18 protein-coding genes are annotated in these 20,658 nt (G+C 38.3%); 12 read left to right on the forward strand and 6 right to left on the reverse strand.

Annotated elements, in window-relative coordinates; translation table 11 throughout:
- Positions 1–163: 163 nt before the first annotated feature.
- The 4 genes from NV377_RS17100 (at position 164) to NV377_RS17115 (ending at position 5,319) form a co-directional block, all read left to right on the forward strand.
- Positions 164–895 (forward strand): CPBP family glutamic-type intramembrane protease, encoded by a 732-nt coding sequence (locus NV377_RS17100; RefSeq protein ID WP_258202011.1) that lies wholly within the window; start codon positions 164–166, stop codon positions 893–895.
- A 356-nt stretch (positions 896–1,251) separates the two neighbouring features.
- Entirely contained in the window at positions 1,252–2,127 is an 876-nt protein-coding gene (locus tag NV377_RS17105) for an ROK family protein (RefSeq protein ID WP_258202012.1), read from the forward strand.
- Between the two features lie 104 nt (positions 2,128–2,231).
- The gene (locus NV377_RS17110; RefSeq protein ID WP_258202013.1) at positions 2,232–2,912 is read left to right on the forward strand and encodes a PspA/IM30 family protein; all 681 of its coding nucleotides are present in this window, start codon (positions 2,232–2,234) and stop codon (positions 2,910–2,912) included.
- Positions 2,913–2,991: 79 nt separating this feature from the next.
- Positions 2,992–5,319: a TPM domain-containing protein gene (locus NV377_RS17115; protein WP_258202014.1), complete on the forward strand. Its 2,328-nt coding sequence runs from the start codon at positions 2,992–2,994 to the stop codon at positions 5,317–5,319.
- Between the two features lie 129 nt (positions 5,320–5,448).
- Here the strand turns inward: NV377_RS17115 and nagZ are convergent, their stop codons facing one another.
- Positions 5,449–6,693 carry a beta-N-acetylhexosaminidase gene (nagZ, locus tag NV377_RS17120; protein ID WP_258202015.1) on the reverse strand — a complete coding sequence of 415 codons (1,245 nt, stop codon included), beginning with the start codon at positions 6,691–6,693 and terminating at the stop codon, positions 5,449–5,451.
- A 127-nt stretch (positions 6,694–6,820) separates the two neighbouring features.
- Here nagZ and NV377_RS17125 point away from each other — a divergent pair, with 127 nt between their 5' ends.
- Together NV377_RS17125 and NV377_RS17130 are read left to right on the forward strand one after the other, a co-directional pair.
- On the forward strand, positions 6,821–7,825 hold the full coding sequence (locus NV377_RS17125; RefSeq protein ID WP_258202016.1) for a Gfo/Idh/MocA family protein: 1,005 nt from the start codon (positions 6,821–6,823) through the stop codon (positions 7,823–7,825).
- A gap of 22 nt (positions 7,826–7,847) precedes the next feature.
- The gene (locus NV377_RS17130) at positions 7,848–8,780 is read left to right on the forward strand and encodes an aldo/keto reductase (RefSeq protein WP_258202017.1); all 933 of its coding nucleotides are present in this window, start codon (positions 7,848–7,850) and stop codon (positions 8,778–8,780) included.
- 159 nt (positions 8,781–8,939) lie between these two features.
- Here NV377_RS17130 and NV377_RS17135 read toward each other — a convergent pair whose 3' ends face one another.
- The 4 genes from NV377_RS17135 to NV377_RS17150 form a co-directional block, all read right to left on the reverse strand.
- Complete coding sequence (locus tag NV377_RS17135) at positions 8,940–9,875, reverse strand: ribose-phosphate diphosphokinase (protein ID WP_258202018.1); 936 nt, start codon at positions 9,873–9,875, stop codon at positions 8,940–8,942.
- A gap of 149 nt (positions 9,876–10,024) precedes the next feature.
- Entirely contained in the window at positions 10,025–11,215 is a 1,191-nt protein-coding gene (gene fabV / locus NV377_RS17140; RefSeq protein WP_258202019.1) for an enoyl-ACP reductase FabV, read from the reverse strand.
- 160 nt (positions 11,216–11,375) lie between these two features.
- Positions 11,376–11,585: an alpha/beta-type small acid-soluble spore protein gene (locus tag NV377_RS17145; protein ID WP_258202020.1), complete on the reverse strand. Its 210-nt coding sequence runs from the start codon at positions 11,583–11,585 to the stop codon at positions 11,376–11,378.
- An 809-nt stretch (positions 11,586–12,394) separates the two neighbouring features.
- A complete protein-coding gene (locus NV377_RS17150) occupies positions 12,395–13,381 on the reverse strand; it encodes an aldo/keto reductase (protein ID WP_258202021.1) in 987 nt (328 codons plus the stop codon).
- Between the two features lie 168 nt (positions 13,382–13,549).
- Here NV377_RS17150 and NV377_RS17155 point away from each other — a divergent pair, with 168 nt between their 5' ends.
- Together NV377_RS17155 and NV377_RS17160 are read left to right on the forward strand one after the other, a co-directional pair.
- Complete coding sequence (locus NV377_RS17155; protein ID WP_258202022.1) at positions 13,550–15,040, forward strand: alpha-N-arabinofuranosidase; 1,491 nt, start codon at positions 13,550–13,552, stop codon at positions 15,038–15,040.
- A gap of 14 nt (positions 15,041–15,054) precedes the next feature.
- Positions 15,055–15,342, forward strand: coding sequence for a DUF6171 family protein (locus NV377_RS17160; RefSeq protein WP_258202023.1), 288 nt, complete (start codon positions 15,055–15,057; stop codon positions 15,340–15,342).
- 99 nt (positions 15,343–15,441) lie between these two features.
- Here the strand turns inward: NV377_RS17160 and NV377_RS17165 are convergent, their stop codons facing one another.
- Positions 15,442–16,221, reverse strand: coding sequence for an alpha/beta fold hydrolase (locus NV377_RS17165; RefSeq protein WP_258202024.1), 780 nt, complete (start codon positions 16,219–16,221; stop codon positions 15,442–15,444).
- A 286-nt stretch (positions 16,222–16,507) separates the two neighbouring features.
- Here NV377_RS17165 and NV377_RS17170 point away from each other — a divergent pair, with 286 nt between their 5' ends.
- From NV377_RS17170 to NV377_RS17185, 4 genes are read left to right on the forward strand one after another with little or no spacing between them, the layout of a single operon-like run.
- Positions 16,508–17,281 carry an ABC transporter ATP-binding protein gene (locus tag NV377_RS17170; protein WP_258202025.1) on the forward strand — a complete coding sequence of 258 codons (774 nt, stop codon included), beginning with the start codon at positions 16,508–16,510 and terminating at the stop codon, positions 17,279–17,281.
- On the forward strand, positions 17,268–18,179 hold the full coding sequence (locus NV377_RS17175) for an ABC transporter permease (protein WP_258202026.1): 912 nt from the start codon (positions 17,268–17,270) through the stop codon (positions 18,177–18,179). The genes NV377_RS17170 and NV377_RS17175 overlap by 14 nt, the downstream gene beginning before the upstream one ends.
- A gap of 45 nt (positions 18,180–18,224) precedes the next feature.
- Complete coding sequence (locus tag NV377_RS17180) at positions 18,225–19,316, forward strand: ABC transporter substrate-binding protein (protein WP_258202027.1); 1,092 nt, start codon at positions 18,225–18,227, stop codon at positions 19,314–19,316.
- Positions 19,317–19,342: 26 nt separating this feature from the next.
- Entirely contained in the window at positions 19,343–20,410 is a 1,068-nt protein-coding gene (locus tag NV377_RS17185; protein ID WP_258202028.1) for an LLM class flavin-dependent oxidoreductase, read from the forward strand.
- Positions 20,411–20,658: the final 248 nt, after the last annotated feature.

Below are 20,658 nucleotides of genomic sequence, written 5' to 3' on the forward strand. Positions count from 1 at the left end.
AGATTAGATTAAGCCTTGGCTAGTATTCTAGAACTAGCCAAGGCTTAATTATCGTTATTTAGATGCATTGACAGAAAGGTATTAACAAAATATTGCAATTGCTATATACTTTAGATAGTTTGTAAAGAGGTACAACCTCTATTCTACTAAAGGATGTGCAATAATGGAGTTATTACTTGAATTGTTATGGATCTTGTTTCCTTTTCTTCTCGTAATGCTTCTCTTATATGTGATTGTGGCACGTAAGAAAGTAGTTTGGAAAATAGTTATATTCGTTACAAGCTTTGTCATCATCGAGACTATGCTTTTGTATAAGCAATTATGGTGGCTACATGGTGAGCATCGTAGACTAGAAATTGAATTTACTTCGGATGGCTGGATACTATTCACGTTAAGTCTGGTTGGATTACTTATTGTCGTAGGATGTATTTTATTTCAAGTGAAGTTGAATCGATATGTTATCTGGACTGGTAAAAATATATTTAAGTCAGTTACATGCGGATCAATTGGTGCTATCATTCTTTCATTACCAATCATTCTATTAAATTTCTATTCATTAGGAAGAGTTCCGGTGGATGGGAGTTTATCTCTATTTATATCAATTATTATGTTTATTGTTGTAGGAAAGAGTATAGAGGAACTATTATTTCGAGGATATTTACAAGGGTATTTAGATCGGATATATTCTCCTTTTAAGTCTGGATTTATTACAACAGCGATATATAGTTTGTTAAATTTTTTGATTTTAATCGTTGCGAATGAATACTTTTTATTAGCATGGATACAAACTATTTATATAGGCATTATTTGCTCATGCCTACGTTATCGCTATGGTATTCTGGCTTCAACGCTCGCAAATGCGCTCGCAATTATTTGTTGGTACTTATTAATTTGAAGGTATTAACTAAGAATAAATGTATATATCGCGAAAGAATATAAATATATATTGACTATATGCGGTTAAGTAATTGATGATATTAATTATTAAGTAATTTATTAATACATAGACTGGAGCACATAATGTTAAATATTTTAAGGGGTCAAGTTAATGCTAAGGTTGAACCGATTCAGCCAAGTGATGAGACCTAGAAGATAGTATACAAATTCCATTATCTAATCTATATTTATTGTAGATAGGCTAATGGATTTTTGTGTTGTGAAGTTATGTTTGATTCAAAGTATGTGCTTTCGGAGCTGCTTTTTTTACAAAGTAGTATCTCAAGTATCCAAAAAAAGTTTTAGGAGGTTTTTTTGTTGAGAATTGGAGCAATTGAAGCTGGTGGAACAAAAATTATCTGTGGTATTGGTAATGAGTATGGACAGATTGAACGTAAAGTTAGTTTCCCTACGGAAACACCTACTATAGCAATGGTGAAAATTAATGAATTTTTTGCTAATGAACAATTGGATGCGTTAGGTGTAGGTACGTTCGGCCCAATCGATGTGAACAAATCAAGTGAAACTTATGGCTATATTACAACGACTCCTAAGCCAGGTTGGGGTAATTTTAATATATTAGCGGAATTACGAAAAACAATCGAAGTTCCGATTGGCTTTGATACTGATGTGAATGGTGCTGCACTTGCAGAGGCTACTTGGGGAAGTGCCAAAGGTGTGAAGAGCTGTGTTTATTACACGATAGGAACTGGTGTAGGCGTAGGTGTATATGCCGAAGGTCATCTCATTCATGGACTTCTACATCCTGAAGCGGGACATATTCCTGTTAAGCGTCATCCAGATGATAAGTATGAAGGTTTCTGTCCTTATCATAAAGATTGTCTCGAAGGTGTAGCAGCAGGTCCAGCAATTGAACGTCGTTATGGTGTGAAGGGCGCTGAACTATCTGTTGATCATGAAGCGTGGAATCTAGTAGCATATTATATTGCACAAGCACTTACATCAACCGTATTATTGCTTTCACCTGAGAAGATTATTTTGGGTGGTGGTGTAATGCACCAAGAGCAACTTTTTCCGCTTATTCATGAGCAATTACAACAAAATTTGAACGGATATGTTCAACATCCGATGATATTGGAAAATATTGATCAATATGTAATCGCTCCTGGATTAGGTGATGAAGCGGGTTTATGTGGCGCTATCGCAATCGGATTATTAGCGCTTGAATAATGTTAACATATATATGTAATGATGAAATCTAATACAACATGAAACGACTATGATATTATTACGTATAACTATTATCGTGTTAATCCGAAGGAGGAATTCCAAAAATGAGTATATTTGATAGATTATTCCGTATTGGTAAAGCTAATGTAAATGCAGCCATTGATAAAATTGAAGATCCAGTTAAAATTATTGATCAAGTACTTCGTGAACTTGATGAAGATGTAGAGAAAGTAACAGCTGCAGTAACGTCTCAAATGGCAGTGGAAAAGAGATTCCAACGTGAGTTGTCAGAAGCCGAAGAACTTGTTGCTCGTCGTGATGCACAAGCCCGTCAAGCTCTTTCAGCAAACAATGAAGATCTAGCCCGTGAAGCTTTGCTTGATAAAAAGAAACAAGTTGAGAAACGTGATCAACTTCAAGAAGGTTATGATCGTGCCAAATCAACTGCTGATAAACTTCGTACACAATTAACTGAGTTAAAATCTCGTGTAACTGAGATGAAAGATCAACGTAATACGCTTATTGCTCAAGCAGAAGCAGCGAAAACTCAACAAAAAATTAATCATACGATGTCTGGTGTCGGTCATAATGATGTCGGTGCTACGTTCAATCGTATGGAAGAAAAAATTAAAAGAATGCATGACGAGGCAGACGCAGCGTATGAACTTGCTAATGAAGACAAATCTTTAGATGATAAATTTGCTGAAGCATTGAAAGATGCTCGTACTACTGCTGTAGACGATGAGTTGGCTGCACTAAAAGCTGAACTTGATGCAAATAAATAATCCATTCATAGCATAATATTGTTATAAGCTGAAAAAGCCAGGTTAATTAACCCGGCTTTTTCTTTTCGGAGGAATGAAAATGAAAAAATGGACAATGATGCTCTTTGCGGGGATATGTATCGTACTTCTTCAGTTTTCACTAACGACGCAGATAAGTGCAAGCTCAGCTAAAGATCAGTACATTTATGATGATACGGGCTCTCTATCAACAAGTGAGATCACATCATTGGAATCGAAGATAAAGGCACAATCATTCCAATTATATGTTCTATTCGTTAATAACACAGGTAATCGGTCGATTGTGGATTTTGCGGAGGCGCAATATACGAAGATGAAGTTACTGACAAACCAAGGATTGCTAGTTGTAGCTTTAGACGATGGGTATGTGCATCTCCAATTAGGAGTAAATTCTAGACTTGAAAATGCATTATACTCCGCAAAAGACTTATCATCATCTGAGCCAGTCACTGACTTTGTAGAACAATATTTCTTTCCAAATGCAGCTTCAGGTGATTTTGCAGGAGCAATTGATGATGTAATTGATGGATTAGCCGACTACATGGAACAAAGTAATTCAACAAATAATTCTGGAGAAAATATGCAGTCTTCGCAAGCTTCTTCCTTACAAATTAGTGCAAAAGGATTCGCATTAATTATAGGAATTCTAATTGTCATAACGGTAGCATTGATACTTATGGTTCAATCACGTAAGCGTAGAAGATACAGTGAGGATGTAGAAAATCTAACGGATGAATTAGAAACGGTACTTGGTAAAGTTCATGAACTTGAGGATGGTTTAACTACTGCTCTTAAATTCAGTCAAGGTCGATCTAAAGCAATTATTGAGGCATCCGAAAATGAGTTGTATACATTACTGCAACGTGCGACGACCTATCCTGAACAATTACGAAGCTTAAAACCTCTGCCCAGATGGATAAGTTCAAAACATGTTGTTCATTTGAAAGAATTAATGTACCAAGTAAAACAACAACTTCAATTGGCAAATAGACTTGAAGATGTATTTCATTCATACAATAATGAAATATCGATAGCAACTAAAGTGCTACAAGATTATCAGTTGAAGTTTGATCAAGCAAAGAAAAACTTCGATACGATGAATAAAAGTAATGAAATGACATTAATCAAGTTAACTGAAAAACAATTTGAGATTCAGAAAATTATTGAGCAGTGTACCTCATTACTTGCCTTCAATCCTGTAGAAGCGAAAGTTCAACTTGATCAATATGGTACACTAATTACTGCTTGGTGCAGTGATATTAATGAATATACGTCGTTAGTAAATGAAGTATCGAAGCTACCAGATAAAATTAATGAGACAAAACTAAAAGTTGATGAACTGGTACAGCAAGAACGATTGAAACTAGATGAAATTTCACCTTACAAATATTATGATTCGATGAATGGTCAATTATCTTCGATAAAAAAAGCATTGAATATCGGTGATATGATCGTGGTTCGTGACGGGATACAACGAATCAATAATTGGTTAGCAAACTCTTTAGCAGAAGTAAAGCAATCGATAAATGCAAGAGATCGTAATCAACAGATGCTGAAACAGTTTACTTTAGTCATGTTGCAATTCGAACAAGATCAACAAACTGAAATTACAAAACAGATTAGTGCCCTGCAATTACAATTCCATGAAGTTCACTGGCGAAACGCTGCTGATCAATTTTCACAGTTGCAACAGAATGTTCAACTGCTGAAACAGAAGATGGATAAAGCGGAAAACTATAATTCAATTGATGTTCAACGTTATTTGGAAGCAGACAACATATTACAAGAAGCGAATTCATTATTGCAGGTGATTCAAGATAGCAGTGCACAATTACTTCATATCCATGAGCGATCAGAACAACGTGTGATCGAGTATTTAACGACATGTGGTCAGTTGAAAACATCAATCGTTCAATTACGTTCTACTGCTCAGTCGCATGGTGTGTATAGTTATCCTGGAATAAGTGAGACTGAAACTGTTGCGAGTAGCAGTGTTCAAACGTTAGAAAATGCAGTTTCATTAACACCTCGCAATCTATATCATGCCAATGAGCAATTAAGAGACGCTACTCAAAAAGTCAATGAATTTGAAAATCTTGTAAACCAGGCAGTAGATAGTAAAATTGCTAGAGAAAGAACTGAGCAAGAAAGGCTGCAGGCCGAAATGATGCGTCGAATGTTCAAAGGCGGCAATAATGGCGGCTTTGGTGGCGGAGGAGGTTTCGGCGGAAGTGGTCCACGTAATGGTGGTGGCTTCGGTAGCTTCGGAGGCGGTGGCAACTCTCGTGGCGGCGGCGGTAGCTTTAAGGGTGGAGGCAACTCTCGTGGCGGCGGTGGAAGCTTTAAAGGTGGAGGTCCGTCTCGCGGCGGAGGCGGAAAATTCAAGTGAAGAGGTAGTTCAAAACGTAATATAACGAGCACCAGGTCGAGGAATGATTCTCATTCCTCGACCTGGTGTTTTGCATTTCAAGTAAATCTTTAATTGTAGATCTGATTTCCGATTATCTTCGGTAGAATGCTATTGATCCAGCTTAGCAGTTAATACTCTACGTACATGTTCATCTAATAACTGCTCTGAAATATTACCGTTCTCGACAGCAGTTGTTATAGCTGTTATGACCTCTTGTTGTGACTTGGTGTCATGACCTACGATAAGCATATCAATGCCTGCTTGCAGAGCGATTATAGCAGCATCACCTATGTTGTATTGTTCTGTAATTCCACCCATAACCATATCATCCGATATAGCAAGACCTGTGAATCCCATTTCTTCGCGCAATCTATTCGTAATAATTTCTTTCGATAATGATGCTGGATATTCGCTATCAAGTTGAGGGAAATAAAGATGACCAATCATAAGTGCATCAATTTGTTGCTTTATTGCAGCATAGAAAGGTATTAATTCTAGTTGTTGAAGCTCTTCCCATGATTTGTTGACAGTAGGCAACGTCTTATGTGAATCTTCACTTGTATCACCATGACCTGGGAAGTGCTTGCCTACGGTAATGACATAAGATTCTAATCCTTGCATCATTGCAATAGCTTGCTCTGCTGTTTCTTGTGGTGTAGTACCGAAGGCGCGATCACCTATTACAGGATTTCTCGGATTACTGTTCACATCTAGTACTGGAGCAAAATCAACATCGATCCCATATCTAGATAATGTTTCTCCCATTGTAGCAGCAGAGTCATAAGTTAATGTTGAGTCGTGAAGCTCAGCTAGAGTTGCTGCAGAAGGGAATTTTTCGGGCAATCGATTTACAATACCACCCTCTTGGTCGATCGTAATCCATAATGGAATGTCTGTATACTCGTTCTGTTGTTTTAATTGTGCGATAAAGTCAGTAAGTTGTTTTTCATTTTTGATATTGCGCTTAAAAAGAATAATGGAGCCAATATATTGCTCTTGAATTAGTTTCTGATGTGCGGTAGTTAACTGTTTGTCCTCGATTCCCATGATTAACAATTGTCCAATTTTTTGAGCAGTGGAAAGATTCTGTAGTATTTGTTCTACTTCATCCGTTGTCTCAACGTTCGGATTAATTGCATTGGGAGTAGTTGTAGGTATTGGTTCTTGACTTGGAGTAGTGACTATCGTTGGAAGACTATCGTTACTTGAAGGTGTAGTAGTATTTTGTTCAAGTTCATTTGGATGCAAAGAGATCGTTTCTTTAGCGTCTAGAACAGTGAATATAAAGTAGAAAGTTACAATAATCAAGACAAGTAATAATATTGTAATAAATGTTATTTTTTTTTGTTTCAAGACATTGTACCTCACTAGTTATTTGATATAATACATATACATTATAGTCTAATCTAGGTGAAGAGTTAACTAACAAAATACTCCTGTTGGGAGTTATACACAATATTAATCGAGAAGGGGAGAGGTAATGAGTATTCAGAAGTTACGATGGGGCATTCTTGGTTGCGCTTCCATTGCAAAGAGGTCTGTTATACCAGGTATTCGTTTGTCTAAGCATAATGAAGTTAAAGCAATTGCTAGTCGTTCAATAGAAACAGCACAAGCAACAGCATCTGAACTACAAATTCCAATTGCGTATGGCAGTTATGAAGAAATGCTTGCTGATCCTGATCTGGATGTCATATATATTCCACTACCGAACCATTTACATAAGGAATGGAGCATTAAAGCAGCAAAAGCAGGCAAGCATGTACTTTGCGAGAAGCCAATTGCATTGAATAGTGTTGAAGCAGCAGAAATGGCGCAAGTAGCCAAAGATGAGAATGTAATTATGTCTGAAGCTTTCATGTACCGCTATCATCCCCGATATAAACTAATTAAACAAATGATTGCTGATGGTGAAATAGGTGAAATTCGTCATATTCGTGGTGGATTCACATTTAATAATGGAGCAAGTACGGAAAATGTCCGTTATGTGAAAGAGTGGGGTGGAGGTTCACTGTATGATGTCGGATGTTATCCAATAAGTGCAGCACGTTATATTCTTGAATCTGAGCCTATTGCCACAACAGTACAAGCAATGTTCTCCGAGAAGCATGGAGGAGTTGATATGATGGCATCAGGCCTGCTTGAGTTTAGTAATGATGTAGCGCTTGTATTCGATTGTGGAATGTGGGCTGCTCCACGAAGTCCGCTTGAAATCATCGGAACAGAAGGTGTTATTGAGCTACCTAATGCATTTTTATCGCATACAGAAGAAGGTTCATATTTTTATGTTCGTAAAGGCGATAAAGTGAAAGAGATAAAAACACCTTATTATAATAGTTATGCATTGCAAGCAGATGCGATGGCTAGAACGATCCGTGGAGAAGAGGTACAGCAATTTCCATTGGAAGATGCTGTAGCGAATATGAGAGTACTTGAAGCATGTCTTCAATCAGCTGAGACTGGAACTAGAATTGTCATTAATTAATCAATTTCTAGGAGAGATGAAGATGCAATATATATCAATTAAAGGTTGTAGCAAGCCGATTTCAAGACTAATAAAAGGAACAGATTATTTGTTACTTAATGAGTTCGAACAGATTAGTGATCATCTTGATGATTATATGGAGTTAGGTGGCAATATGATTGATACCGCTCATATTTATACAGATGGGGAAAGCGAACAAGTTATTGGAAAGTATATTCAATCTCGTAACAATCGCGAAACACTCGTCCTTATGTCTAAAGGTGGTATGCCGGACACAGATGGTAACTCAAGACTTGGTCATGCAGCATTATCAGAACAAATTAAGTGCAGCTTAGATCGACTACAAACTTCTTATCTTGATATGTATGCTCTTCATCGTGATGATACCGAGTTACATGTTGGTCAAATTCTTGAAACAATGAATGAACATATGGTAGCAGGTCATATTCACGCTTTTGGTTCATCCAATTGGACTACTTCCAGAATAGCAGAAGCGAATGAATATGCCACTAAGCATGGCTTAGTAGGCTTTGCATTTAATAGTCCCAATTTGAGTCTAGCTAGACCTCAAGAGCCTTTCTGGGGGGGAGTGCTTGAGGCAGATGATGAAATGCGTCAATGGCATCATGAAACAAAGTTACCTCTTTTATCGTGGTCCCCACTAGCAAGGGGATTTTTCACAGGGAAATATACTCCTGAAGTACGCAGCGATGAAGACATGGTCCGCGTATTCTACAATGAAGATAATTGGGCAAAGTATGAAAGAGCAAGTCAACTTGCTACTTCCAAGGGAGTATCTACGATTGAAATTGCTCTTGCCTTCGTTCTGAATCAGAGCTATCCAACCTGTGCAATTATTGGAGCAAGAAGTAAAACTGAACTTGATTCTTGTCTTGTTGGTTCTACAATACAACTGACTCCTTCGGAGGTAGAATGGCTAAATCTAGCTGAATAATTACGAATTATACATTGTGATCTAGATAATAATAAAACGAGCCGTATAAGATCAAGTTTTGATCTTATACGGCTCATTTCGTCTAGTAGTGCATCTTCGAATCCGATTAAGCTTCCTGCATTACTTCATTATCAAAGTCTTCTTTAAGAACTACCTCTATTAAGATTTGAAGAGAGTAGCTATAGAACCGCCCTCAGTAATAATCTTAATTGCTGAAGATATAAGTGGTGCGATAGACAAAGTGACAAATTTGTCAGGAATATTATCATCTAACAAAATCGTATCTGTAATGATGATCTCTTCAATATTAGGATGATCTAGCTTTTGTACTGCGTTTTCAGAGAATAGACCATGCGTAGCACAGATGTAGGCATCGTTAGCGCCTTTCTTTTTCAAAGCTTCAACGACGTTAACAATTGTACTACCTGTATCGATTAAGTCCTCAATAATGATTGGAGTCATGCCTTCAACTTCTCCGATAATATGGGTTATCTCGGATTTGTTATGGGCAGGACGGTTTTTAATCATAATTGCAAATGGACAATCAATTAGACCAGCTAGTTTTTCTGCAACAGTAGCACGTCCAGCATCTGGGGATACGACTACAGGGTTGACGATATTTTTCTCGCGAATATATTTAATAATAATATCTAGCGCTGTAAGGTGATCTACAGTGATATCGAAGAAACCTTGGATCGGGTCAGCATGAAGATCAACGGTAATAATACGATTCGCACCAACCGTAGTAATAACGTCAGCAACCATTTTTGCAGAAATAGGTTCACGCGGACGACTTTTACGTTCTTGACGAGCATACCCGTAGTAAGGCATAACGATGTTGATTGAATTTGCAGACGCACGTTTTGCAGCGTCAATCATAACAAGTAATTCAACTAGATATTCGTTAACAGGATGTGATAACGATTGTACTAGAAATACATCATGGTTACGAAGAGTTTCTTCGTAAGATACATGAATTTCTCCGCTTTGTAGGCGCGAGATGTTGGCTTGCCCCATTGGGACTTGCAATTGATCACAAATCGCTTGCGCTAGCGGGCGGTTAGATGAACCAGAAAAAATTTTAATTTGAGCCATAATATCCTCCAAAATATGTGTGTCACGTAGCAGCTATAATTAGCAATCTTATCATATCAAAATAATGAGTTATTCACAAATGAAAACCTCATCTAGTTGGCAAATAAAATAGTCATGAAGAAATACATCTTCATGACTATCTCGTTGTATTACTTTAAGTTGTGAATGTCGACATTTGGCTCTGAATCTAACTCGTAGTTAATGCCTTCAACTCCGAAACCGAATAGTCCGAAGAATTCATCACGATAACCTTCAAGATCAGTTAAGTCATATACATTTTCAGTAGTTAGAGCTTCCCAGATTTTAGCTACTTCAGCTTGAAGTTCAGGGTTCATCTCTAGATCATCAATACGTATTTGACCGTCTTCATCAACTGGTGTTGCACCATCAATGTATAATCTTTCTGTAAATAGACGATAGATCTGTTCGATACAACCTTCATGAGTACCTTGCTCTTTCATTAATTTGTAAAGAGCAGATATGTACAATGGAACAACTGGAATTGCAGAGCTTGATTGCGTTACAAGTGCTTTATTTACAGAAATAAATGCACGACCGCCAGTTGATTTCAATTGATCATTCAAGTTGTGAGCTGTTTCTAGAAGATGGTTTTTCGCAGCACCGATCGTACCATCACGATATACAGCATGTGTAATAGAAGGGCCAATATAGTTATAAGCGACAGTAGTTGCATCAGCAGTAAGTGCATCAGCAGCTTGTAACGCGTCAATCCACATTTGCCAGTCTTCGCCACCCATTACTGCAATCGTTTGACGCAATTCATCTTCAGTAGCAGGTTCGATAGCTACTTCCGTCACTTCGCCTGTATGGAAGTTAACTGTTTTGTTTGTATATACTTCACCAAGTGGTTTAATTACAGAGGAGAAGACTTCTCCTGTATCAGGATGCACACGACGTGGAGAGGCTACGCTGTATACTACAAGATCAATTTTACCTAATTCTGATTTGATTAGATCGATGGTTTTTGCTTTGATCTCATTAGAGAATGCATCACCAACAATACTATAAGACTTTAAGCCAGCTTCTGCAGCTGCAGTTTCAAATGCAGCAGAATTGTACCAACCTGCACTTGCAGTACGAGCACCTTCAGCAGCTTTATCGAAGTATACACCAATTGTATTTGCATTTGCACCAAATGCTGAAACGATGCGAGAAGCAAGACCGTAACCAGTTGAAGCTCCGACTACTAGAACATTTTTCGGACCGCTAAGCTGTGGGTGTGATTTCACATAATTAATTTGTTCTTGAACTTGTACAGCACAACCTAGTGGATGAGCTGTCGTACAAATAAAACCTCTTGATTTTGGTTGAATAATCATATTTAGATATTCCTTTCTTTCTTATATTCTCTATGAATATCTTACTTACATGAATCTATTTTACCGATAAATATGAATAAATGGAAGTGCAAAGTAAATAGGCTACCTCTTTTTGCTTATGAATCAAGCGCTTGAGGCAGCCTTAACGTGATTTGATACGCTAGAAACGGTTTGATGATAGTTGTTGTTGACCTAGAGCAACTAGTCGTTTTGTTATGTAACCGCCAATTGATCCGATGTCACGAGTTGTCATATTGCCGTAGTAACCGTCTTGTGGCAACTGAATGCCAAGCTCTTGTGCAATTTCGAATTTCATCTGATCAATCTCATATTTTGCTTCAGGGACAATAAGTCTGCCTCTTGAACCCATACTAATCAACTCCTTTCGAAGCTAGTATGAGATTCAAGTTGAAACATTATGCATCATTTTCCTTTTAATTTGGAAAACATTCGCAAGCGGAGAAGATGGAGCGCTACTTGAGGGAGGAGGAAACGCAAGTGTACATGTTTCGTACACGCGAACCGGACTTCCCAAGTTCGCTTCATATTCGACGCCGCCTAAGCTAAGTTAGCATACTCATCATTATCAAAGTCTGCTTTTTGAACTACCTCTTTCAATGAGAGGTTCACAAAGCAGGCTTTCAGAACCAAGAAGATAGAGCGCTACTTGAGGGAGGAGGAAACGCAAGTGTACCTGTTTCGTACAGGCGTACCGGACTTCTCAAGTTCGCTTCATATTCGACGCTGACTAAGCTACGTTAGCATACTCATCGTTATCAAAGTCTGCTTTTTGAACTACCTCTTTCAATGAGAGGTTCACAAAGCAGGCTTTCAGAACCAAGAATATGGAGCGCTACTTGAAGGAGGAGGAAACGCAAGTGTACATGTTTCGTACACGCGTACCAGACTTCTCAAGTTCGCTTCATATTCGACGCCGCCTAAGCTAAGTTAGCATACTCATCATTATCAAAGTCTGCTTTTTGAACTACCTCTTTCAATGAGAGGTTCACAAAGCAGGCTTTCAGAACCAAGAAGGTGGAGCGCTACTTGAGGGAGGAGGAAACGCCAGTGTACATGTTTCGTACACGCGTACCGGACTTCTCAAGTTCGCTTCATATTCGACGCCGACTAAGCTACGTTAGCATACTCATCGTTATCAAAGTCTGCTTTTTGAACTACCTATAAGGATGGCTTGTGAGATCCATTAGCTGTTGTGTATAACATCCACCACTCATCACGCGTCATTAAAGATGCTTGTCGCTCAGCGTCTTCACAATCTAACACGCGCTGCGCATTGGTCGTACCAAGAATCGGTTGAATCAATGCGGGATGTTTCATTAACCATCCGAGTAAAATAGCTTCTTTCGTCGTTTCTTTTTCATTTGCCAGTTTTTCAATAAGCTGTGTTGTTAGTATCTCTGCTTCGGTTACTGGTTGTTTATTTGCCCCCGTATATCTGCCCTGAGCGAGCGGACCCCAAGCTTGAATTTGCATATTTTCAAGTTGCATGTACTCCATTAATCCTTGTTCAAAATTAGTACTTGCACCTTCTTTACGATTAACAAGTAAACCTTGATCGATAAAATCATGTTGCTGGAGGCTAAGATGAAGTTGATTAACGATGAGGTCATCAGCAAGCGCTTGCTTTATATAGCGTATTTGACCTGTGTGCATATTGGAAACACCGAAATATTTCACCTTGCCGGAAGATTTCAATATATGTAAAGCCTCTGCAATTTCTTCTGGTTCAAGTAATGGGTCGGGACGATGTAGTAGTAGGATATCGATGTATTCGGTGGATAATCTGTCTAAAATCCCATCAACGGAACTTAATAGATGCTTCTTAGAAAAATTATATCGACCTGGCAAGATGCCATCTGCAAGTTGTATACCACATTTAGATTGGATAATAAGTGAATCTCGTAGTGAAGGTTTGTCTTTCAATATTTCTCCGAAGATTCGTTCTGCTTTTCCTCTGGTGTATATATCTGCATGATCAAAGAAGTTAATTCCGATAGAAAGTGCTGCATCCACAACAGCTTCAAACTGTTTTACATGGTCCGTAGTGTATGGTTCTGAAGCGTCCCAAGAGCCGCCAAAACCCATACAACCAATAGCAAGGCGACTTGAAGTAATTCCTCGTTGTACGAATGGCATTTGTTTCACAATGAATTGCTCCTCTCTACTATAATATTCCACTTTAAGTATAACAAAATTTAGAAGAAGTAGTTGTCAAAATGGTAGAATAATATTATTATGAATGTAGGATTAATATAATAACTATTGAATTTATATATACATTAATCCATACATCATTGAAAGGGTGATCGTCTCATGTCAACAAATCACTTAATTATTAATGGAGATCAAACATTATCTCATATTGACCGTCAAATTTATGGCCATTTTTCCGAACATTTAGGAAGATGTATCTATGAAGGGCTATGGGTTGGAGAAGATTCTCCGATCGAGAATACAAAAGGTATTCGTAATGATGTATTGGAAGCGCTTAAAGAAATTAAAGTTCCTGGTTTGCGTTGGCCAGGTGGATGTTTCGCGGATGAATATCACTGGAAAGATGGTATTGGCCCGAATGAAAACCGTAAGAGAATGATTAACACACATTGGGGCGGTGTAGTAGAAAATAATCACTTCGGTACTCATGAGTTCATGCAATTATGCGAATTGTTAGATTGCGAGCCTATCATTTGCGGTAACGTTGGAAGTGGTACAGTTCAAGAAATGTCCGAATGGGTAGAATATATGACATTCGAAGGTATTTCTCCTATGGCAGAACTACGTGCGGAGAACGGTAGAGAGAATCCATGGAAACTGAAATATTTCGGCGTAGGCAATGAAAACTGGGGATGCGGTGGTAATATGCGTCCAGAGTATTACGCTGATCTATATCGTCGTTTTCAGACTTATGTACGCAATTATGGCGATAATAAAGTTTTCAAAATCGCTTGTGGACCAAACGTTGATGACTACCGTTGGACGGAAGTATTAATGCGTGAAGCACATCAATTTATGGATGGTCTATCTCTACATTATTACACGATCCCAGGTGAGTTCTGGACACAAAAAGGTTCTGCTACTGCATTCCCTGAGAACGAATGGATTACAACATTGAAGAAAGCGCAACGTATTGATGAATTGATTACACGCCATTCGGCAATTATGGATCAATATGATCCGCAAAAACGTGTATCTCTTATTGTTGATGAGTGGGGAACTTGGTACGATGTTGAGCCAGGTACTAATCCAGGTTTCTTGTATCAACAAAATACGATTCGTGATGCACTAGTTGCAGCACTTTCATTCAATATCTTCCATGATCATAGTGATCGTGTTCGTATGGCTAACATCGCTCAAATGGTTAACGTACTTCAATCCGTTATTCTTACGGAAGGCGAGAAAATGCTATTAACACCAACATATCATGTATTCAATATGTATAAAGTACATCAAGATGCACAATTATTACAATTCAATCTTGATTCTGAAACTTTTGAAAGTGATGGTCTAAGCATGAAAGCAGTATCTGCTACAGCTTCTCGTGATGCTGCTGGAAAGATTAACATTAGCTTAGCACATGTTAATCCAGCTCAATCTACGACAGTGACTATTGACTTAAGAGGTTTAGTGCAAGATTCATTGACGATTACTGCAACTGAATTAACAGCTGATGTTATGGATGCACATAATACATTTGACACTCCAGATCGTGTAGCGCCAACAGCATATATGAACTATACAGTTAACGGTACTGAATTGACGCTGACGCTTTCTCCAATGTCAGTAACAGCTTTAACAGTCGAGTAAGCTAGGTGAAAGTTATGGATGAAGAAGCACGTACTGACAATCGCTGTCGTGGCTGTGGTCCGCAGTATGAGGTCACAGAGCAGCAGATAGATCGGATTTTATTAGCGCCGATGTTTCAAGATGACACAATTGTTGTCTCTGATCAGGAGTATGCACAAAGATTGAGTCTGTGTGATGGATGCGACAAGCTTATGAATAAGCAAACCTGTCTATTATGCGGTTGTTTTATAAGAGTGTCTGCTAAATATCGCAATAAAAGCTGTCCTAATATCAGTGATCGCAAATGGTCAGCAATAGTGTAATCGTTTTTTAACGAAAAGAGCGAGATAATCTCCCTAGGGAGATTATCTCGCTCTTTTTTGTTGTGTAATTGATATATAATCAATGAATGGTAACGATTTTTAATGTATGGCTTTACAATTCTCAGGCAGCTTTTCTTCTTCTATCCAATCTTTAACCATCTGATTGAAGAAAGAAGGATTTGCTAATGGAAGCCCATGACCCATATTAGGAATAATGAGACCACGACAATTAATGTTGTTTTTAATGAGATCAACTGCTGAGTTTTTCATCATTGAATTTTCTTTTGCACCGACGGTAACTAATATTTTAGACGTAGCTAAGTGAAATTGTTCAGGTATTGCAAAGGACATATTTTCTTCTAAAATTCTAACTAAAGTTTCTAATTTCATTTGACAACTTTCACGATAATATTGTTCAAAATAATCATTAGATACATATAAAGTTTTAGCTTGTAGACGTGAAAAAAATCTATTTCTAATAAGCGAATATGATAATCTAATGGAAGGTTTTATTAATGACTTGGCTAATCGATTTGGTCGAACTAAGGCACTATTAATAATTGCGTAATCAATTAGTTGGGGCTGCATACTTAACATCTGAACGACTATCTGTGCACCTAATGAAAAGCCGATGATAATAACTTTTTTACCAGTTCCTTTTTCTATAATCAACTTAAGAAGTTGTTCTGCACTGTATACGATGGAAAAGTTTCTTTCATTACTACTTAATCCTTGCTCAGGCAAATCTGGTACAACGACATGATAATCGGTGAAGTATTGAGTTTGTTGATCCCACATCCAGTTGCTTACGCCACCACCATGTAAAAATAATATAAGCGGTGCTTTATCATCTCCATGTTCTTGATAGTGCATTGTCAAAACAGTTGCCCCCTGTCCTTTATACATTACTAATTATAATATCAATGATTTTAGAGATAACGATATGGATGGTACATATTCACTTCTATTGTAGCAATACTATATAGATCGGTATATTCGCCTTTACGATGACCTATTAATCCCTATCAATTTAATCGGTATTATGGCATAATAATGAAAACTCACTATTAGGCACTTTCTTTTTGTTAGTAATACATGATAAGATAGTGACTGTTAATTAATTTTATTGGTTATCTTGAATATATATTAAGTGTGGTGAATGTAATTGTCTTATATACAATTGAAAAATGTAAGTAAAACTTTTCGACAAAGAGAGCAGTCTACGAAAGCTCTTCAGCATATAGATTTACATATTGAGCAAAGACAATTCGTTAGCTTAATCGGTCCTAGCGGCTGCGGGAAATCAACGTTATTGCGAATGATTGGTGGACTAGTTAAAGGTGATGAGGGTGAGGTTACGGTTGGTGGGTTATCGCCGAAGGAAGCTCAAAAACAAAAGCAGTTTGGTTTTGTTCCACAATCACCTGCACTATTCCCGTGGCGAACAGTGCTTGAAAATATGAATCTTCCTTTTGAAGTAAACAAAAGAGCGGTTCAAGTATCTGCTAAACGTGAAGATCCTATGGAATTGCTTAAATCAGTAGGACTTGGTGATTTTGCACATTCTTATGCAAAAGAACTATCTGGTGGTATGCAGCAACGTGTTGGTATTGCTAGAGCATTTGGATCAGGTGCGCCTATTCTATTAATGGATGAGCCATTCTCTGCGCTTGATGAAATTACACGTGAAAAAATAAGTTATCAGCTTCTACACATATGGGAATCGCATCAAAAAACAGTTGTGTTTGTTACACATAATATTAGAGAAGCTGTACTACTTTCTGATAAAGTTGTCGTAATGAGCGCTCGTCCAGGGAAAATAACGAAAATCATTGATATTGACTTGCCTAGACCTAGATCCGCTGACATTGAGGAAAGTGCACAGTTTCATGAATACGTGAGTGAAATTAGAGGGTATTTACGTAATGAATGGCAATAATCGTGCTTTACATGACAAATCGGGGTACGTTGAAAGGAAGGGCACATCTATTGTGAGTAATATTAACGAAAAAGAAAAAGCTCCTTTGGACGTCAACGCTCCAAAAAAACCATTTGCTAAAAGATTCAAAAAGAAATATGTAAGTTCTGCTTATTGGCCTTCATTAGCAGCATTTGTTGGCTTATTTATAATATGGGAATTAAGTACGATGATATTCAATATTAATCCCATTACATTACCAGCACCATCTTCTGTTATTCAAGAGTTTGTAAGTTCGTTCAGTTTCTATATTACACATGCATGGGTTACTTTGCAGGAAGCAGTGTTAGGATTTCTACTTGGAATGAGTGTAGCTATCATTATGGGAGTGCTAATGGCTCATTCATCGGTGCTTGAACGTACATTGTTACCGATTGCGGTACTTGCAAATGTGACTCCGATCATGGCTATTGCACCGTTATTTATATTATGGTTTGGCTTTGATACATTACCTAAAGTATTAATAGCAGCAATCATTACATTTTTTCCGATGCTTGTTAATTCAATTATGGGATTTCGTTCGATTGATGAAAATCATTATGAATATATGCGTTCATTACATGCGAGTAAATTGGAAATTTTCATTAAACTAAGATTTCCTAATAGCTTACCTTATCTATTTAGTGCAGCAAAAACTTGTGTAAGTTTAAGTGTTATGGGAGCTGTTGTTGGTGAGTGGAGCGGTGCAACAGAAGGACTTGGTAATGTCATCATGATGGCGAGCAATTATATGCAGACGAATCGTATGTTTGCTGCTATTATTATGTTGGCGATTATGGGAATTACACTTACGAATGTTGTTAGATATATTGAGAAGAAAGTGCTTTATTGGCATGTCTCAGCAAACAATTGGAACTAGTTGACGTTTATCAATAATAAATGAAAAGTTGGAGGTTAACAGAGCATGAAGCAATCAATGACAATACTGGCACTTTCATTGCTGCTTTTTATGGCAGCATGCAGTGATGGTAACAATAGTAGTAATCGTACAGAACAGAACAATAATGCGAGCGCGGAGGTTGAGCTTACTGCAGAAGAGCGTAAAGCTCTGAATGAAGCGGTAGGTGAGATTACGTACATTACAGGATTCTATTACGCTGCATCGCCGCCAGATATTGAAGTGGTTATGGCTGATGAATTAGGATATTTTGCGGAATTAGGGTTAAACGTGAAGATTATTCCTGGGCTTGATGCCGAGGGTATGAAGTTTCTTGCAGCGAATAAAGCACAAATTGCTAGTGCAGGAACACCTAGTCAAGTCATTCAAGCTGTTTCGAATGGTGCCGGTATTAGTGGAGTCGCTACTTTTGGAGCGGAAGGTACAAGTGCTTTACTTGTCATGAATGATTCAGACATTTATAAGCCTGCTGATCTTAAAGGGAAAACTATCGGTTATCACGGGGCATTACCCGCTAATTTAATCGCAATGTTACAATATAATGGTATGGACGTTTCTGATGTGAAGGGAGTTTCAGTTGGCTATGATCCAACCATCCTTGCTTCAGGGCAAATTGATGCGCTAACCGTATACAAATCGAATGAGCCTTATCAGATGGAATTGCTCGGACATGACGTTCGTGTCATAGATCCTGGTGAATTTGGTGCTGAAACATCGTTCGGTGTGCTTGCAGTTAATAATGAATTTGCTGCGGCGAATCCGGTAACAGTAGAAGACTTTTTGCGAGCAGTTGCCAAGGCACATGAATATGCTGTTACTAATATAGATGAATCGATAGCGGTGTTAGCGTCACGTTCTGATTCAGTCTATGACATTCAAACAGAAACAAATCGATGGAAAGTTGAAAGTGAATTGTTGGAGAGTGCTAAAAATACAGAGCACGGAATAGCATGGCAAACAGATGAACAATGGAACCGGGAAATTAAGATGCTTTTTGATGCTAAAGTTATTGCAAAGCAATTAACGGTGAATGAAGTAATGAATAATTCGTTTATCGATGCAATCTATAACGATACTGAACTTATTTGGCCACAATAATGACCAACGATAAGGGGTGAGCAAATATGACAAAGGCAAGTGACCGACATATTGACTTTGGTGTGTTTCTTCCAATAACTAACGGAGGCTGGATTATTTCTGAAACAACGCCAACGCTTAACGGCTGTTATGATATTAATCGAAAAGCTGCCAAAATAGCGGATGAGCTTGGGCTTGATTTTATAATGTCTATGGCTAAATGGAAGGGATACGGCGGCTCAACGAATCACTGGGGAACTTCATTGGAGTCAATGACGATGATGGCAGGTCTTGCTGAAGCTACTACTAGAGTTAAAATATATGCAACAGTGCATACGTTGTTATTCAATCCTGCTGTTGCAGCTAAAATGTTTGCGACGCTAGATCAGATCAGTAATGGTCGTGTTGGGATGAATGTCGTATCTGGCTCTTATGCTAATGAATTCCGGCAGATGGGGATGTGGCCAGAAGAGCTTGGACATAGTGAACGCTATGATCTAGCTAAGGAATGGATGCATGTTGTTAAGCGATTATGGAGTGAAGAGATCGTTACGCACCATGGACAATATTTCACGATGGACAATTGTGAGTCACTTCCGAAACCAGTACAGCAGCCACGTCCGGAAATTATTTGTGCAGGACAATCCGAGAGAGGTTTAAGCTTCACGATTGATGAAGGAGATGCTAGCTTTATCGGTGGGCGAGATTTGGACGAATTATCATCTGTTAGTAAGCGAGCTAAACAAATGGCTGCTGATCGCAACAAAACGATTAAAACGTATGCCATGTTTACCATTGTACCTGGCGAAACAGATGAAGCCGCAGAACAACGGATGAAGCTGTACCAAGAGGGTGCTGACACAGGTGCAATTAAAGGAATGCTTCGCAGTTATGGACTAGATCCAGATGGTCGTGAAAATTCAATGGTTGCACGTGCCAAAAGTGCTTTTATGACAGAAACGATTCACGGCAGTGTAGATACGATTACTAAGCGTATCCAAGAAATATTGAATATTACGCAGATCGACGGTATGATGCTCACGTTCCCTGACTACGTAGAAGACCTAACCATTTTCGGCGAGCAAATCTTACCACGTTTACGCCGCGAGAGCTAATCGGGGACCGCTCCGAGAACAAATCACCGTACTACGCTCCGAGAACAAATCGCTGTTCCAATCGCCGTTGTCCTCGGATTTATTGTAATGGTAATAGCGGTATAAATCCGAGGACAAAAACGACCGCTATCGCTTTTCCACTAGCGATTAGTTCTCTCCGCTGGGGTATTTACAAGAGTGATTAGTTCTCTCCACTAGGGAGTAGTTGCAGTGAAACATTTTAAACAATGTGATTAGTACAAAGAAGG

It is taken from the genome of Paenibacillus endoradicis (assembly GCF_024721975.1).

Bases quoted from the DNA above. Each gene is read 5' to 3' on its own strand.
- NV377_RS17100 (WP_258202011.1), top strand. From the start codon at position 164: ATGGAGTTATTACTTGAATTGTTATGGATCTTGTTTCCTTTTCTTCTC.
- NV377_RS17110 (WP_258202013.1), top strand. From the start codon at position 2,232: ATGAGTATATTTGATAGATTATTCCGTATTGGTAAAGCTAATGTAAAT.
- NV377_RS17115 (WP_258202014.1), top strand. From the start codon at position 2,992: ATGAAAAAATGGACAATGATGCTCTTTGCGGGGATATGTATCGTACTT.
- NV377_RS17125 (WP_258202016.1), top strand. From the start codon at position 6,821: ATGAGTATTCAGAAGTTACGATGGGGCATTCTTGGTTGCGCTTCCATT.
- NV377_RS17130 (WP_258202017.1), top strand. From the start codon at position 7,848: ATGCAATATATATCAATTAAAGGTTGTAGCAAGCCGATTTCAAGACTA.
- NV377_RS17135 (WP_258202018.1), bottom strand. From the start codon at position 9,875: ATGGCTCAAATTAAAATTTTTTCTGGTTCATCTAACCGCCCGCTAGCG.
- fabV (WP_258202019.1), bottom strand. From the start codon at position 11,215: ATGATTATTCAACCAAAATCAAGAGGTTTTATTTGTACGACAGCTCAT.
- NV377_RS17145 (WP_258202020.1), bottom strand. From the start codon at position 11,585: ATGGGTTCAAGAGGCAGACTTATTGTCCCTGAAGCAAAATATGAGATT.
- NV377_RS17155 (WP_258202022.1), top strand. From the start codon at position 13,550: ATGTCAACAAATCACTTAATTATTAATGGAGATCAAACATTATCTCAT.
- NV377_RS17160 (WP_258202023.1), top strand. From the start codon at position 15,055: ATGGATGAAGAAGCACGTACTGACAATCGCTGTCGTGGCTGTGGTCCG.
- NV377_RS17175 (WP_258202026.1), top strand. From the start codon at position 17,268: ATGAATGGCAATAATCGTGCTTTACATGACAAATCGGGGTACGTTGAA.
- NV377_RS17180 (WP_258202027.1), top strand. From the start codon at position 18,225: ATGAAGCAATCAATGACAATACTGGCACTTTCATTGCTGCTTTTTATG.
- NV377_RS17185 (WP_258202028.1), top strand. From the start codon at position 19,343: ATGACAAAGGCAAGTGACCGACATATTGACTTTGGTGTGTTTCTTCCA.